Origin of the sequence: Sporosarcina sp. FSL W7-1349, assembly GCF_038003045.1 — a bacterium.
Classification (GTDB): domain Bacteria; phylum Bacillota; class Bacilli; order Bacillales_A; family Planococcaceae; genus Sporosarcina.
The window spans coordinates 2688363-2703070 of record NZ_JBBOOK010000001.1; the positions used below are offsets into that span (position 1 = coordinate 2688363).

The window sequence follows — 14708 nt, forward strand, 5'->3', positions numbered from 1 at the left end:
ACGTACTTTTTACTTTGATTATGTGGCAGATATCATTCCAAGGAAGCGATAAGCAGTGAATCCTATGATGGAGCTTGCTGTTTCAGACTGTAGCAAAATCGAGGAAATCTCAGGTTGGCCTACAGTCTGAAAAACATTGCCGACTGACACTCGGCACGGACGAGGCGGTACAAAAAACAACCCACTGGTGCGCTAAACGCTTTTAATGGGTTGTTTTCGAGTGAAGTATGTAATTGTATTAATTTATTGTCTGATACGAATAAGCTCCTGCCCTTGGTCTCTCTCCTTCTGCAATCAGGTGATTGATCTCCTCGATTAACGCAGGCAGTTCACCTATCGATTGGATTGTAAAATCTGCCCCGTGACGTAAAAAAGTTTCTGCCGTTTTATTAATGACTTTTATTCGTTCTTCTTTAGTAAGTGCATCAAATTCAGCTGAAGTAAGACCCATCTCCGAGCTGCCAATAATGACGCCTACTGACCAAACGCCGGCACAGACCCCCTCTTGTATATCCGAAATCGTATCTCCCACTTTTACCACTTTCCATGCCGCTGATAATTGCAGGGCTTCCATGTTCCGGTAAATCATAAAGGGATAGGGCCTGCCCAGGGAGTCAGTTCCGTCCGGTAGGTTAATCCCTTATCTTTTAATTACATGGTGTAAGCATACAAAAATGGGACTAGGACAAAACCCTCCCCCATGAAAAAGCCGGTGAATTTTACGACGAGTAAAATTTCACCGGCTTTGGATTATTTTTTTGAATAAAAATAAGGACCACTTCAAAATAAGGGGTGTCCTGCCTAACCTATGGATTATAAAAACTTATACATACGCTGTTTCGCTTTTACTACGAAATACACCTTTTATTTCTCTTAATAAAACTCAAAATGATTTCGTTTTTCTTTGGCCCGATAGAGAGCTTGGTCCGCGTTGTGAATCAACGTGGCCGAGTCATTTCCATCCGCTGGATACATGGCAATGCCAATGCTGGACGTCGAATGGATTTCATTACCTTGAATCAAATAAGGTTTGCTCAGATGGGTCAGCATCCTTTTCACGATCACTTCTATTTTTTCCTTGGCGATGTCCCATAATAAAATAAGAAACTCATCACCGCCGACCCGACCTACCCGATCCATACTACGAACGTTTTCTTCCAGTCGCTTTGCAAATTGGATCAGCATTTCATCTCCGACGCCATGGCCAAGCGAATCATTAATCGCCTTAAATTTATCCATATCGATATACAATACAGCAAAGGTCGCTCCTGATTCATTTGCTTGTTCAATCGCTTGATCCAAATCCATGATGAATGAACTTCTATTGAAAACTCCTGTCATCGGATCATACGTTGCCATGTATGTCAGCTGATCTTCATAGTATTTTCGAACAGTGACATCCCGGAGTATTGCCTGAATGACCACTTCCCCGTCATATGTAACTGGAATTGCGGTAATTTCCGTCCATATTTTTGTCCCGTCGAAGCGGACAAGTCTTTCAATCTGCGGCTCTGTTTCCCCCATTTCCACGTCGCGAACCACCTCTGAAAAACGGCTTTTCCCATTTGTTTGTGCCGGCTCGATGAAATCACCGATGGACTTTCCGATAATTTGATGAAGGCTTTCAGCACCCAACAGCTTTATCGCTGCTGGATTCGCAAAGGATACTTTATCACCATGTTGAACTAAAATCGCGTCCGGGGAATAGTCCACTAATGTTCGGTAACAACTTTCCGCAATCCCAAGTTTATGTTTGATCCTCTTTTCCTCCGTGATGTCCTTATACATCGCCACGGCTAATATATGGCCTTTATTAATCGCACGGTAAGACGCCAAGACATCCCTAATCGTGCCATCCTTATGCTTTCGTTGCGTTTCGTAATTTGCGATGTTTTGCCCGCTTCTCAATACATCCAGTTGCTTTTGATGTTTTTCTACAGTGAAGTCATCTGTGAAAAAAGGAGGCCTGGCATTACCTTCAATCTCTTCTAAACTCCAACCTAAAATTTCCGTTAAGGCCGGATTTGCTTGGATGACCGCCCCGTCAACACGTAAAATGAAAATCGCATCGTTCGTGTTTTCCCAAACCAGTTGATACTCATCCATTGTCGGTTTTAGTTCCATACCTTCGATCCCAGCAGAAGAATTAGTCATCTTCTATCCCCCTAACGGTGAATCAATTCCCTATCTTAAAAAGAGGCAATCAAAGCCTGATTGCCTCTCTTCGTTATCTTGAATGGACTTATTGATTTCCTTTTTTAATCCATTCCGCAACAGTAACTGTCCGTTTAGCCTGATGCTTCACAGCACCTTCCACGTCCTCAATCATTTTACCGTCTTGACCGACAGTTACACTCGTTCCATATGGGTTTCCACCTGCTCCAAAAATTACAGGATCCGTATAACCCGGAGTTGCAATAACCGCACCCCAGTGCATCATGGAAGTATACAATGATAGAAGAGTGGCTTCTTGACCACCATGCGGATTTTGCGCGGAAGTCATCGCACTTACGACTTTATTAATCGTCTTGCCGTTCGCCCATAGCCCGCCTTGCGTATCAAGGAATTGCTTCATTTGTGATGGCATATTTCCGAATCGGGTTGGCACACTGAAGATGATTGCGTCTGCCCATTCAATATCCTCTGACGTTGCAACTGGAATATCTTTTGTTGCTTCGACAGTTGATTTCCAAGCTTCATTTCCCTCAATGGCTGATTGCGGAGCCAATTCTTGTACTTTTACTACCCGAACATCAGCACCTGTTTCTTTTGCGCCTTCTTCTGCCCATTTTGCTAATTGGAAGTTGGTTCCGCCCATGCTATAAAAAACGACTGCTAATTTTACTTTTGACATGTTATTCGTCTCCTTTGATTTACCAAATAATTTATCTAAAAAACTCATAATTCCACCTGCTTTTTTATTGTTTACAAACGAATTACCTTCGTTGAGTACAAAGTTATATTGAATTCTACATTCTCGATATCGAGATATATGGGATTAAAAATCCTTAGCTGCCCCTACCTTTTAGGAGCTGACCAAGGGAATATAATTTACTGCCATTCAAGACCAGATGCACGGCCAAGACCAATAACACCAAGTCGAGAACATAACCGTTGAGAAATCCTGCTGACAAATTTACCGTAAAGATTGCACCAATCATAATAATACCGAGTAGCATGGATACAATCCGGGTCCCTAAACCTAGGATAAGAGCAATCCCACCTACTAATTCAATCGTGCCTACTGCATAGGCAAGGAATCCCGGAATCCCTATACTTTCAAACCAGCCTGCTGTGTTCCCTATACCACCTTGAAACTTAGTAACTCCATTTGCTAAAAAGACTAGCCCTAGCACAAGACGAAGTAACAAAGCTCCAATTTCATTTTTATTCACCAAAAATTGTTCCTCCTTTTCAATCGTTTTTCAACTACAGTTTGTATAGTATCATGTATTTATCTCGATTTCAAGGTAATTGTTTGAAGTACGAAGATACAGTCCCACCAATGCAAACCCCATTGCAATATAAAAATGCCATTCAGGAGGCCCCGAATGGCATTTTTTTCTAGAACTTCCCTTACACCGTTACTGCGGATAACTCTTTCGCAACAGCTTCCACTTTTTTTAGACCTTCTGCGATAATCGCTTCTGCTTGATCTGGTGCAGCTGCATGACCTTCGATAATGACTTCATGCGTGACTTCCATACCGAATACGCCACCTACAACGTTTTTCATATAGTTAGCGGCCATTTCCATCGGTGCTGCTTCCGCTGAAGAGTAAATACCGCCACGGGCATTTAGAATAATGGCTTTTTTATCAGTCATTAATTGGACAGCTTGTCCATTTTCATCATATTTGAATGTGAAACCAGCTTGGTATACATAATCAATAAATGTTTGTAATCTCGCTGGGATTGTTAGGTTCCATAATGGGAAGGCGAATACAACGACGTCTGCTGCTGTCAAAGCATCCATTGCTTTTTGTTTTGCAGCTAAAAGACGCTGTTCGATATCTGTCATTTCTTCGCCCGATTGTACTTTACCGAAAGCATCGAATAATTCTTGTCCGATATATGGCATATCTTCCGCAAATACATCGAAAGTTGTTACATTGACACCTTCAATTGTATTCATGAAAGCTTCGTACATTTTACTTGATACAGCTTCTGATGCTGGTCGGTTATTAGCTTTTACTACTAAAACGTTCATTTTGTAAATCTCCTTTTTGCAAATTAATTACCTCGAATTCATACTATATGAATTCAAAGCAAATAGCAAATCATAAGTTTCGAATGGTTTTAGTCCTTATATTCAAAGAATTGAACAAGATTTAGAGAAAAATACAAAAAGGCTATCATATTGGAACAGAATCAGGAATAGGATTGATAACGTATTATAGCGCCGGAAAAGAGAGCAAATTACATCATTCCATGTAAGGGAATGAACTACTTGCTTCCGATGGACAAACTAATAGAAATCTACTCAAAAAGAATGTAGATTTTCCAAGGGAAAGGAGAATCAAATGTCAGCCTATTATCGACAATCCGCAGAGGAAGTCATGAAGTTGGTGGACGTGACAAAACAAGGCTTGTCTGATTACGACGTCGAAACGCGACAAGCCCTCTATGGTTATAATGAATTGGCGGAAGGAAAAAGGACAAGTACCATCGCCGTTTTCTTTGGCCAGTTCAACGATTTATTAGTCATTATTTTACTGATTGCCGCTTTTGTTTCATTTCTGTTAGGGGAAGTCGAAAGTACGATTGTGATCTTGCTTGTTGTAATATTAAACGCCATCTTGGGTACTGTTCAGCATGCGAAGGCAGAACAATCTTTGGAGAATTTGAAAGCTTTGTCCTCTCCTACCGCAAAAGTGATGCGAAACAATCAAATTATCGAGATTGCTTCCGAAGAGATCGTAGTTGGCGATCTTCTCTATTTGGAGGCCGGTGATTTTATTAGTGCCGATGGACGAGTCGTGGAAAGCTATAATCTGCATAGTAATGAAAGTTCGCTAACCGGCGAATCACTGGCAGTCGCCAAACATACTACGCCTCTCGATAAAGGGCATGAAACGATTGCCGACCAAAACAACATGGTGTTCGCCGGAAGCTTTGTCACCAATGGACGCGGATTTGTGGCCGTGACCGCGATTGGAATGGAAACGGAAATTGGAAAAATCGCAAACTTGTTGGACACGGCAAAAGAGAAGAAAACTCCCCTACAAGTGAGCCTCGATCATTTTGGAGAAAAATTAGCTCTTGGGATTACGATGCTCTGTGTTGCCATTTTCGCAATTGATCTAGTTCGGGGACGTGAATTAGTCGAGTCGTTCATGTTTGCCGTTTCGCTCGCAGTGGCTGCCATTCCAGAAGCATTGAGCTCGATTGTCACCATTGTGCTGGCGTTCGGGACCCGAAAAATGGCGAAGGAAAACGCGATTATCCGAAAGCTCTATGCTGTCGAAAGTCTCGGTAGTGTATCGGTCATTTGCTCGGATAAAACAGGAACCTTGACTGAGAATAAAATGGTTGTTCAACAAGTGTATGTAGACCAAAAAGTTATCCCCCATGATCAGCTGCAACCGGAACATCCCATTGAAAAAAAATTACTCTTACAAGCACTATTATGCAATGACGCCCTGAATCGCGATGAAAAAGAAATCGGCGATCCTACCGAAATAGCACTCGTAAAATTAGGGAGACAGTTCCATTTTGACGAATCCATTATCAGGAAGCACTTCCCAAGAATCGAGGAAGTTCCTTTTGATTCAGACAGAAAACTTATGAGTACTGTAAATCAATTCGGGCAGCAAACTATCATGATTACGAAGGGAGCCGTTGACGTTCTCCTCTCCAAGATTGTGAAGATCGATACTTCCAAAGGAGCCATAGCGATAACGGATGAACATCGAAAAAAAATCGAAGAGGCCAATCACCACTTCTCAAAGAATGGGTTACGCGTACTAGCCATTGCTTATAAAGAAGTAAAGAAAAATTGGCCAATCGATGCCAGCGATGAAAGAGATCTCACATTTGTAGGCTTACTTGCGATGATGGACCCTCCGAGAAAAGAGTCGCAAGCGGCGGTTGAAAGCTGCATAAAAGCGGGAATTAAACCCGTCATGATCACAGGTGACCATAAAATAACGGCAACGGCCATCGCCAAACAAATCGGTATTTTACAAGGTCCATCGGAGGCAATTGAAGGACATGAAATTGAAAAGTTAACTGACGAGCAACTACGAGAGCAAGTGCAAGACTTCTCCGTCTACGCCCGCGTCACACCTGAGCATAAAATTCGGATTGTGAATGCTTGGCAGGAAAAAGGACATGTTGTGGCAATGACGGGAGATGGCGTGAATGACGGTCCAGCCTTGAAAAAAGCCGATATCGGCGTCGCGATGGGAATCACCGGCACCGAGGTAGCGAAAGACGCTTCCTCCATGGTGTTAACGGATGATAATTTTTCAACGATTGTCAAAGCAATTTCGAATGGACGAAGCATCTATACAAATATTAAAAACGCTATTCTCTTTTTACTATCCGGAAATGCGGGGGCTATCTTCGTTGTGTTATATGCGACAGTATTCGGGCTGCCCGTTCCCTTCGCGCCTGTGCATCTCTTATTCATTAACTTACTGACCGACAGTCTGCCCGCGATTGCCATCGGATTAGAGCCGCATAATCCGAACGCAATGAAGGACAAGCCGAGGAATATACACATGTCTTTATTGAATAAACCATTCACGGTTCGAGTCATCCTGGAAGGAATCTTAATTGCAATATCCACGATTATCGCTTTTCGTGTCGGCCTGTCAACGGGAGATCCGCTCACCGCAAGCACAATGGCGTTTGCGACTTTATGTTTGGCGAGACTCGTTCATGGGTTCAACTCCAGATCCAGAGAGTCCATCTTCGCAATCGGTGTCTTTTCAAATCCCTATACATGGGTCGCATTTGTTATCGGTTTTCTAAGTCTACATCTCGTCTTACTGCTCCCATCGCTTACAGATATGTTCAAAGTCGCACCATTAAGCAGCTCGCAATTCGTGCTCATTTACAGCTTGTCCATCATGCCGTTCCTCGTGATTCAGTGGTATAAACTGTTGTTTGTAAGAAGCAAATAAACACCAAATAGAAAGATTGCCAATCAGTTAACGTCAGGACGCCCATTTAGGCGTTCTTTTTATGTAGCCACAAGTTATGAAGCGACCACTCATTATAAAAAAGAGGATTACCATGCTATAATCTTCAATAATGTGAGTCACGATTCCATTTCGAATGAAAGAGGGGAAATTCAGATTGAACACTATTGAAAAAAAGGTGGAGCAGTTTCATATAAAACGCCAATACAGCACTGAAACTATGAAGGCTATCCGCGATATAGAGAAGGATTTAGGGGCTGCATTGCCTGTGGACTACACAGATTTTCTTCTACAGTTCTCTCCCTTTACCTTTGATGAGAAAGAAGCGGTTATTTATCCTGATAGCCTGCCAACAGAGGAAACTCCAATTTCTTTTCATTTTTATAGTACAAACAACGATCAACACAATCTGATGGTCCTCTACAATCGGTATAGAGGACGGATGCCCGAAGAAATAATTCCGATAGCCGAATGTCCGGGCGGCGACCAATTATGTATTGGCATTGCAAACAAAGCAGGCGGCAAAATCTATTTTTGGAAACATGATATGGAAAAAACAACCGTCGCCTCAATACATGACTTGTGGGAGCCGCTGCACTTACTCTATCCCTCTTTTTATGATTTTGTCATGGCATGGGAGGAGTCGAAAGAAGAAGCTTTCGAAGCTCCCGTTATTGAAGAGATCAAAATAACTGATAAATTCCTGGCACGATTGAAAAAGAATGATTGATAAGTTACGTCGCTATTTATAAAAATAATTATTCTTCCTGAACAGCCAGCCTTTCCAGAATCCTTCTTTTCCGGTAAAGCATTTTTCCTGCTTCTGCAATATCATTAACCGCGGAACGGTTAATAAAGGCGCCGAACACGAGACCGGCAATCGGGATCATTTGAAAGAACTTTTTCCAACCAATTTGATCCCGATAGGAAAAAAAGACTTCACGCCAGCCCTGTAGTTCCGATAGGATTTCACGCTTGGACGCCTCGTCAGGTGAATCGAATCGGGATAATTGAGCCAAAATGGTCTGTTTGCCTATAATGTCGGCAGAAACAAATTGCAGGCATTTTATGATAAATAAACGTTCTTCTTTCCTGTTGGGGTCATAGCCATAACAAATCGCGATGTCCTGCAAAGTTTTCAATTGCAAACCAAGCAATAGTGGAATGTCGATCGTTAAAGTGAAAACACCGCCCACCCCAGTACTCGCACCTTGTAGCGTTGCCAGCTTTTTACGGTTGCCTGTAATTTGTTCAACGGCGGTATCCATTGTAGAAATCGGAAGCTTTTCTACAGTTTCCAACGTGCTGACGTCCAGGTCAGGGTAGTAAGAGGAAACTTTAGAAACGGAGCTCAAATAGCCCCCCCCTGTTTGAATGTACTGGCCAAGTTCGTCCAAGAGAACGCCGATTTTACGTTGAATGAAATCAGGCGTCCATTTATCAATTATTTTAAACGGCAAGCGTCCTAACTTTTCCCAAAACCATAAATCACTCTGGTCTTTCTCCCACTTTTCTACTTTTTTAAGTTCCTCCATTAACTGCTCTTTAGGTTCAGTCACCTTTCTTCCCCTCTTTCCTAATTTATGCTCGATATAGTGGTATACAGCCTTTTTTATAAAGGACCGCGATAATATTCAGGCATGGAGCCGGAATCTTCTTTGGAAATAAACGTTTGCTGTAAAATGTGCTGTACGCTTTCTTTAAATTTTGCCATTGCCTACATTCCTTCGTTTGTCTAAAACGAGCGACGTCAATGATTTTTATCTCACCTGCGTACGTGATAAATATATTACGTAAGTGAATGTCAGATGGATTCAGATTCCTTGCAACGGCTAAGGATAGAGCTTCATCGATTGTTTTCATATGTGCAGGCGTGACGACTTTTCCCCGTGACATGCAGTCAAAAAGCGTATCCCCCTCAATATAATCCATCACAATATAATTCGACCCCGAGTCATACACCGTTGGATAATACGCAATGTCCTGAAGTTTTTCATAAATTTCGGTTTCCTCTTTGGCAAGATACGCAAACGCAGGGAAATAGACTTTTATGGCTTTCATTGTAGATTTTATCCGAAACACAAATGCACTTCTTCCTGTTCCAACATGCTGTAACGAATCATCATAATGAATTAATCGGTTTTCCTTGTTTATGATAACTGTTTGTGCAAGTGCTTGATAGGTTGGCAAAATGTGGCCTCCAATACATTCGAAATAAAAAAGGCGATATGTCCAATTATTGGGCATATCGTCTTTGAAAATACAAAAAGACCTCACCAAATAATCGGTAAGGTCTCGCAAACAACTGTCGTTGTCAACAAAGCCGGGGACAGGATCCCGTATTGACGACTTTGCTGTATAGCTACTCCCCTTATAGGAAGTTGAATATTTTATTGTCTGTTTATTGTAAGTGCTTCTGGATTATGTGTCAATTCTATCGGCTTCGTTTGCAGTTATTTCTGTTTTAATATATGTCCAGCAAACATCACCTATTCGGGAATTATCAAAAACAATTGAGTTCCCCCTAAAATAGAATTAATGTCATATGTCCCGCAATCACTTAATTTTCCTGCTATATAAGTTGAAATAAATAACTTCTTCTAACCGTTGATTTCCGTTCCGAGCGGACGCTTTCCGTGGGCACGGCTTCAGCCAATCGAACAGCGAAGGGTGCGATTTGCCTTAATTTCTGCGTACTTTGCAGAAATTAAGGCATCCCCCTGTTGCCAAACGCTACGCTTTTTGGCACAAAGGCCGTTCTTCGTGACGGCCTTCGCTGGAGTCGCCGCTCTGCACTCCAATCAACTAAGTTAATAGGTAATATAATAAATTCAACTTATATAACTAGATTAGTTTGCAGACGGGCGGATAGACACTATTCTTTCCCTTTATTAGGAAATAGTAAATCATAAACTATCACAATTCATCATATGAATTAGGGTTATTAGGGAGGGAGAGAGGCCTTGGTGACAAAGCTCCTGCTTCCATTGAATATTGCCGATTTTCACACTTTTGGATATGATTGAGGAAAGGGGAGGGAACGTTCCATGGCTAATGATATCGAAGATTTATTGGATAAGGAAACACGAAATGCTCCGAAAGTGAAGGTAGAAAGGAAACCTGGCGAACCCACTTCAGCGTTCAAAGGAGCTGCATTGGCAGCGCTGGTGATCGGGGTGGGGGCGTACTTGATCGGCTTGTTTAATGCCTCCATGGAACTGAATGAAAAAGGATATTATTTTGCTATTTTAGTATTCGGCCTCTATTCATCGGTTTCTCTGCAAAAAGCAGTCCGAGATAAAGATGAAGGGATACCCGTGACGAACATTTATTATGGAATCAGCTGGTTTGCACTAATTATTTCGATTTTATTGATGGCTATCGGCTTATACAACGCAGGAAGTATCGTGCTGAGTGAAAAAGGGTTTTATGGAATGGCGTTCGTTCTGAGCATCTTCGCGGCGATCACCGTGCAGAAGAATGTCCGGGATACGCAGAAGGCTAGGGAGATGGATTAATCTATGTAACGACCTACCCCCGTTCTAACAGTAGAACGGGGGTAGGTTTCTTTGGATCTCATCCTCGGCTTGGCCTATTAAGAGCTAATTCGCACATCGTAAAGACTTTTTGTTCTTTTTGCTGGTATTGATCAAAAAATTCCTTTTCTATACCGGTTAATTTCGTTAAAAAGGGTTGGTCTACCTTCAATTCATCCACCAAACTGGGCATCGACAAGATACCTTTTTCGAAAAGCAATTGCAGGATGCTTTTTATCTTACCAGGGCGATAGCGATGATCGACGCCAACCAAGCGAAGAGTATCGGTTTATTGACCACTGGTCGCCGCCTCTTCCACCATTTTAGTAAAGTCATTCATCGTACGTCCCTTAAATTCTTTCCCGCCGATAAGGATTGTTGGTGTCGAAGATATCCCCAGGCTATTTGCCGTTTTCATATCCTTCTCCCAAGCCGCTTCCCCTTCACGATTTTGATAAGCAGCAAGCACTTTTTCCGTCTCTTCCTGACTTGCTATTTTTGCAACAATGGCTTGCAAAAATTCAACGGTGTAATGGGGGACTGTTGTTTGATTGGCAAACAGCAAATTATGAAAGTCCCAAAACTTTTCATTGCCGAGTTCCTGATAAACAACCTCTGCAAATTGGGCCGCTGTCGTTGAATCCGCCGCTATAAATGAATAATTCATAAAATAAAATTTTGCTTTCCCTGTTTCCACTAATTCTTCATAAATAATCGGGAAAAGATTTTCATTAAAATCTTTACAGCTTGGGCATTTATAATCGCCAAATTCGACAATTTCAACGGGCGCCGAAACTTCACCTAAAAATGGTTGACCATCATAATCGAGGGTAACCGACTTTTTGCTAACATCCGTTAACACAATAATCCCAATGACACATACAGCTACTAAACCGATAATCCAAAACAATTTCTTAGACAATATAAACACTCCTACTTCAAACTACACGACGTAGTGTAATGGGGTAAAAAAATTTACGCAAGCGCGTAAATAAAGAGTGCACAGATCAGACTAAAAATCATTGCTGATAGGAATACTACTCTCCGCGGAAGCTTTAATTGAATATCCATGAACGGATTCACAATATAATCAATCCGATAATTAACGGAGGTATCCGCAAATGACGCATAGGCAAAAGGCATTGTTTCCTGCTTGCCTACTTTCAGCATTTTTAAAAGTGCGCTTCCTAAGTTTACTGATGTCGCTTGTTTTTCAATAGCAAACCCATCTGCTAGCAGTTCATTCACGATTCTATATTTTTGATGACACCATTTTAAAATCGGAATATACCACAATGTCGAAGAGCAGAGAGAGAGCAAATAGATTTTTAATGGATCGCGACTTTCCTTATGATACATCTCGTGATACACAACTGCCGTTAATTCGTCATCGTTTAGGAGACTCATCAAACCTGTGGAAACGACGATTTTAGGTCGACTTAATCCCACAGTGATCGCAACTGGGGCAGGATATGAGATGACTATGATTTCTTTTTTGCCGCTGTTGTAGGTCTGATTCATAGCGATTGTGAGCGCATTCTCTTTATATAGCTCAAATCGTTTTTTCATCCGCGCGGCATGAAACCAATGCAATCCTATTTTCCATATCGCAAACAACAACGTGTAAACGACAAACCCATCGAGCACATATTCAAGTGAGGATAAACCGAATGCTTTAATCCAACTGTGACAAACTTCAACGAGATTAAATCGGACGTTCCAACCCGCTAAAATCGAAATGAGGTAGAGGCCCATCTGCAGAAAAACCACACCCGAAATGAGAAGAGACACAATTAGCATAAAAGAAGATTGACGCTTGGACATACATTATACGTCCTTTTTCAATTCTTTTATTTTTTGCTCCAACTTAGCAACCAGGTCATCGTCCACCTCTTCAAGTGCATCGAGCATATGGCTTACGACAACTGTACCGAATTCATCCATGAGTTCATTTATCATCTCTTTTGACTGCGTATTCAAGAACTCACTTCTTGAGAGAATCGGTTGATATAACGTCGCTCTTCCTTCAGGCCGCTTTTGAAGAATCTTTTTTTCAACTAATCGATTCATAACAGTCATCACGGTATTAAAGTTTGTTACCTTTTCTTTTTCGAGCTCTTGCTGGACATCTTTGATGGTCATCTCGACATTGTTCCATAGGATGTCCATAATCTTCGCCTCAAGAGGTCCAAAAAAACGGTTCAACCCACTTTCATCAATTTTAAATTTTCGAATCCTCACACGCTATTCACCTCACATTACTCATTGTAGTGTTCAGTATTTATTCCGTCAAGAATTCTTGATCCAAAATGATTCTACTATATGAACCGGCAGACAAAGCTACATATATAGCGTTTGATAAAGACAACGGTCCCCATAAAGTGAAAGTTGTGTACTTCGAATTACTCCTAAAAAATCGTCCTTTCTAGAATGAGTTGTGATGATCTCATTTTACTAGATAGGGCGATTTTATTTTGAAAAACTTCAAAATAGGCTATCACAAAAGCTCAGTTTTCACTGACTTTCTGGACAGCCCCCTCTAAAACAAGAAATTTAAACCTAATTTTGTTACTCTTCTTTTTTTAGATTTAAGAAATTACTAACTATCTTTATATATTCACTTTTGGGGTAGTTCTTATATAAATCGCTTGATAATCGAATTGGGTCGCCAAAAAAATATCGCTCATATTGAGTTTGTCTTGTTCCAAACGAACTCATTGTTAGATCCCAAGCTAAACGAAATATTTTTACTCGCTCCTCTGCAGTCTTAGTTGCTCCCTTAAGATAAGAATCTAAATCCTTTCTAATCGTAGAATGAAATGCTTTTTCGGTTGGCAATGTAATCATTCCACTAGCTCCGATTAACTGGATAATTTCAGTGAAACGAGGATAGATTTTTGGAAAAATGTTACCGGCGACTTGAAGCGGAAAAATTTCTGGCCGCATATATCCCCATTCATCTAATTTCGCGTGATTCTCCGACTTCTCCAACAAGGCTTTCATCGTTTCTAAACCAATGATGATTTCTGACATCTTTTCTTGAATATGCTGGTACTCGCTAATTTTAATAGTTTCGATAAGAAGCTCGGCAAGACCTAAGACGAACTCCATTTTTACAATTTGTCTTATCAATACTTGGTGCTTAGTAAAGGGATGAAAAGAGCTTTGAACCGGAAACTCTTTAGCTACCTCCGCAGTGTTGTAATAAAACACTCTATTCCAAGGCACCAATACATTGTCAAAGACAATGATCGAATCCATTTCTTCAAACCGCGAGCTTAATGGATGATTAAAAGAAGATTGACCTCCAATGAATGTATCCCTACAAATAAATCTAATTCCTTTTGTGTTAGAAGGGATAGAAAAAGCAAAAGCTTCATCTTCATTAAATAGAAATTTACCAACACTGAATACTAAAACTTCATCTGTTAAACCACCTTGAGTCGCAAGAAGACGGGCGCCTTTAATGATAATTCCTTCTTCATTTTTATCAATAATTTTTGCGGCGATTGGCTCGTCGCTATTTTCGATATAGATAGGAGAACGATTCACTTGCGGAGAAATGAAGGTATGTGTAAACGACAAGTCATTTTCCCTAGAAAATTCATAAAATACTTGCAGGTTATACGGAAAACAATTTTCTTTGTCTTTCAAAAAGCTCGCTGAAGAAGCAAAGCTTGTCAATACTGTGTTTAAATAATCCGGGCTTCTTCCCATCATTCCCCCTGAATACCTGGCCCAATGTTCAGTCATTTTTCTTCTTCTTATTAAATCCTCTTTTGTTTTTGGTTGCAAATAGGAAAGACCAATATGTTCTCCTGAAACTGGGGAAATAAATGTCATCTCATCTTTTATTTTTGGGTCATGTTGCAAATCATAAAGAGCCGCTTTTGACTGAATAAGTCCCTTAAAGGCAGGGTGTTCAGAGAGCAGCCCCTCAATTTTTTCACCATCGTACCAAATTTCATTATTTAGCAGATTTAATCGGTCAATATACTCTTTTCCCTTAATAGCACCCATGTTTC

General features: G+C 41.0%; 14 protein-coding genes. 3 read left to right on the forward strand and 11 right to left on the reverse strand.

All coding sequences use genetic code 11. From position 1 onward, the window contains the following. Positions 1–238 precede the first annotated feature (238 nt). The 5 genes from MKY41_RS13245 to MKY41_RS13265 form a co-directional block, all read right to left on the reverse strand. Complete coding sequence (locus tag MKY41_RS13245) at positions 239–589, reverse strand: hypothetical protein (RefSeq protein ID WP_340745462.1); 351 nt, start codon at positions 587–589, stop codon at positions 239–241. A 284-nt stretch (positions 590–873) separates the two neighbouring features. Beyond that, complete coding sequence (locus MKY41_RS13250; protein ID WP_340745463.1) at positions 874–2154, reverse strand: diguanylate cyclase domain-containing protein; 1281 nt, start codon at positions 2152–2154, stop codon at positions 874–876. An 88-nt stretch (positions 2155–2242) separates the two neighbouring features. Continuing rightward, the gene (wrbA, locus tag MKY41_RS13255; RefSeq protein WP_340745706.1) at positions 2243–2854 is read right to left on the reverse strand and encodes an NAD(P)H:quinone oxidoreductase; all 612 of its coding nucleotides are present in this window, start codon (positions 2852–2854) and stop codon (positions 2243–2245) included. A 154-nt stretch (positions 2855–3008) separates the two neighbouring features. Continuing rightward, positions 3009–3398, reverse strand: coding sequence for a DoxX family protein (locus MKY41_RS13260; protein ID WP_340745464.1), 390 nt, complete (start codon positions 3396–3398; stop codon positions 3009–3011). A 178-nt stretch (positions 3399–3576) separates the two neighbouring features. After that, entirely contained in the window at positions 3577–4209 is a 633-nt protein-coding gene (locus tag MKY41_RS13265) for an FMN-dependent NADH-azoreductase (protein WP_340745465.1), read from the reverse strand. 313 nt (positions 4210–4522) lie between these two features. On the opposite strand from MKY41_RS13265, the gene MKY41_RS13270 reads away from it, so the two are divergent. Then, positions 4523–7129, forward strand: coding sequence for a cation-translocating P-type ATPase (locus MKY41_RS13270; protein ID WP_340745466.1), 2607 nt, complete (start codon positions 4523–4525; stop codon positions 7127–7129). A 175-nt stretch (positions 7130–7304) separates the two neighbouring features. Then, positions 7305–7877, forward strand: coding sequence for an SMI1/KNR4 family protein (locus MKY41_RS13275; RefSeq protein ID WP_340745467.1), 573 nt, complete (start codon positions 7305–7307; stop codon positions 7875–7877). Between the two features lie 28 nt (positions 7878–7905). On the opposite strand, the gene MKY41_RS13280 is transcribed toward MKY41_RS13275, so the two are convergent. Beyond that, positions 7906–8682 (reverse strand): EcsC family protein, encoded by a 777-nt coding sequence (locus MKY41_RS13280; RefSeq protein ID WP_445683334.1) that lies wholly within the window; start codon positions 8680–8682, stop codon positions 7906–7908. 46 nt (positions 8683–8728) lie between these two features. Then, the gene (locus MKY41_RS13285; RefSeq protein ID WP_340745469.1) at positions 8729–9394 is read right to left on the reverse strand and encodes a protein kinase domain-containing protein; all 666 of its coding nucleotides are present in this window, start codon (positions 9392–9394) and stop codon (positions 8729–8731) included. A gap of 800 nt (positions 9395–10194) precedes the next feature. Between MKY41_RS13285 and yiaA the strand changes: the two genes are divergently transcribed. Then, entirely contained in the window at positions 10195–10665 is a 471-nt protein-coding gene (yiaA, locus tag MKY41_RS13290) for an inner membrane protein YiaA (protein WP_340745470.1), read from the forward strand. A 307-nt stretch (positions 10666–10972) separates the two neighbouring features. Here yiaA and MKY41_RS13295 read toward each other — a convergent pair whose 3' ends face one another. From MKY41_RS13295 to hpaB, 4 genes are all read right to left on the reverse strand, one after another. Continuing rightward, positions 10973–11605: a DsbA family protein gene (locus MKY41_RS13295; RefSeq protein ID WP_340745471.1), complete on the reverse strand. Its 633-nt coding sequence runs from the start codon at positions 11603–11605 to the stop codon at positions 10973–10975. A 53-nt stretch (positions 11606–11658) separates the two neighbouring features. After that, complete coding sequence (locus MKY41_RS13300; RefSeq protein ID WP_340745472.1) at positions 11659–12507, reverse strand: M56 family metallopeptidase; 849 nt, start codon at positions 12505–12507, stop codon at positions 11659–11661. A 3-nt stretch (positions 12508–12510) separates the two neighbouring features. Further along, entirely contained in the window at positions 12511–12924 is a 414-nt protein-coding gene (locus tag MKY41_RS13305) for a BlaI/MecI/CopY family transcriptional regulator (RefSeq protein ID WP_340745473.1), read from the reverse strand. Between the two features lie 327 nt (positions 12925–13251). Beyond that, entirely contained in the window at positions 13252–14703 is a 1452-nt protein-coding gene (hpaB, locus tag MKY41_RS13310; protein ID WP_340745474.1) for a 4-hydroxyphenylacetate 3-monooxygenase, oxygenase component, read from the reverse strand. Positions 14704–14708: the final 5 nt, after the last annotated feature.

Bases quoted from the DNA above. Each gene is read 5' to 3' on its own strand.
- MKY41_RS13265 (WP_340745465.1), bottom strand. From the start codon at position 4,209: ATGAACGTTTTAGTAGTAAAAGCTAATAACCGACCAGCATCAGAAGCT.
- MKY41_RS13250 (WP_340745463.1), bottom strand. From the start codon at position 2,154: ATGACTAATTCTTCTGCTGGGATCGAAGGTATGGAACTAAAACCGACA.
- MKY41_RS13280 (WP_445683334.1), bottom strand. From the start codon at position 8,682: ATGGAGGAACTTAAAAAAGTAGAAAAGTGGGAGAAAGACCAGAGTGAT.
- MKY41_RS13285 (WP_340745469.1), bottom strand. From the start codon at position 9,394: ATGCCCAATAATTGGACATATCGCCTTTTTTATTTCGAATGTATTGGA.
- hpaB (WP_340745474.1), bottom strand. From the start codon at position 14,703: ATGGGTGCTATTAAGGGAAAAGAGTATATTGACCGATTAAATCTGCTA.
- MKY41_RS13300 (WP_340745472.1), bottom strand. From the start codon at position 12,507: ATGTCCAAGCGTCAATCTTCTTTTATGCTAATTGTGTCTCTTCTCATT.
- MKY41_RS13245 (WP_340745462.1), bottom strand. From the start codon at position 589: ATGATTTACCGGAACATGGAAGCCCTGCAATTATCAGCGGCATGGAAA.
- yiaA (WP_340745470.1), top strand. From the start codon at position 10,195: ATGGCTAATGATATCGAAGATTTATTGGATAAGGAAACACGAAATGCT.
- wrbA (WP_340745706.1), bottom strand. From the start codon at position 2,854: ATGTCAAAAGTAAAATTAGCAGTCGTTTTTTATAGCATGGGCGGAACC.
- MKY41_RS13270 (WP_340745466.1), top strand. From the start codon at position 4,523: ATGTCAGCCTATTATCGACAATCCGCAGAGGAAGTCATGAAGTTGGTG.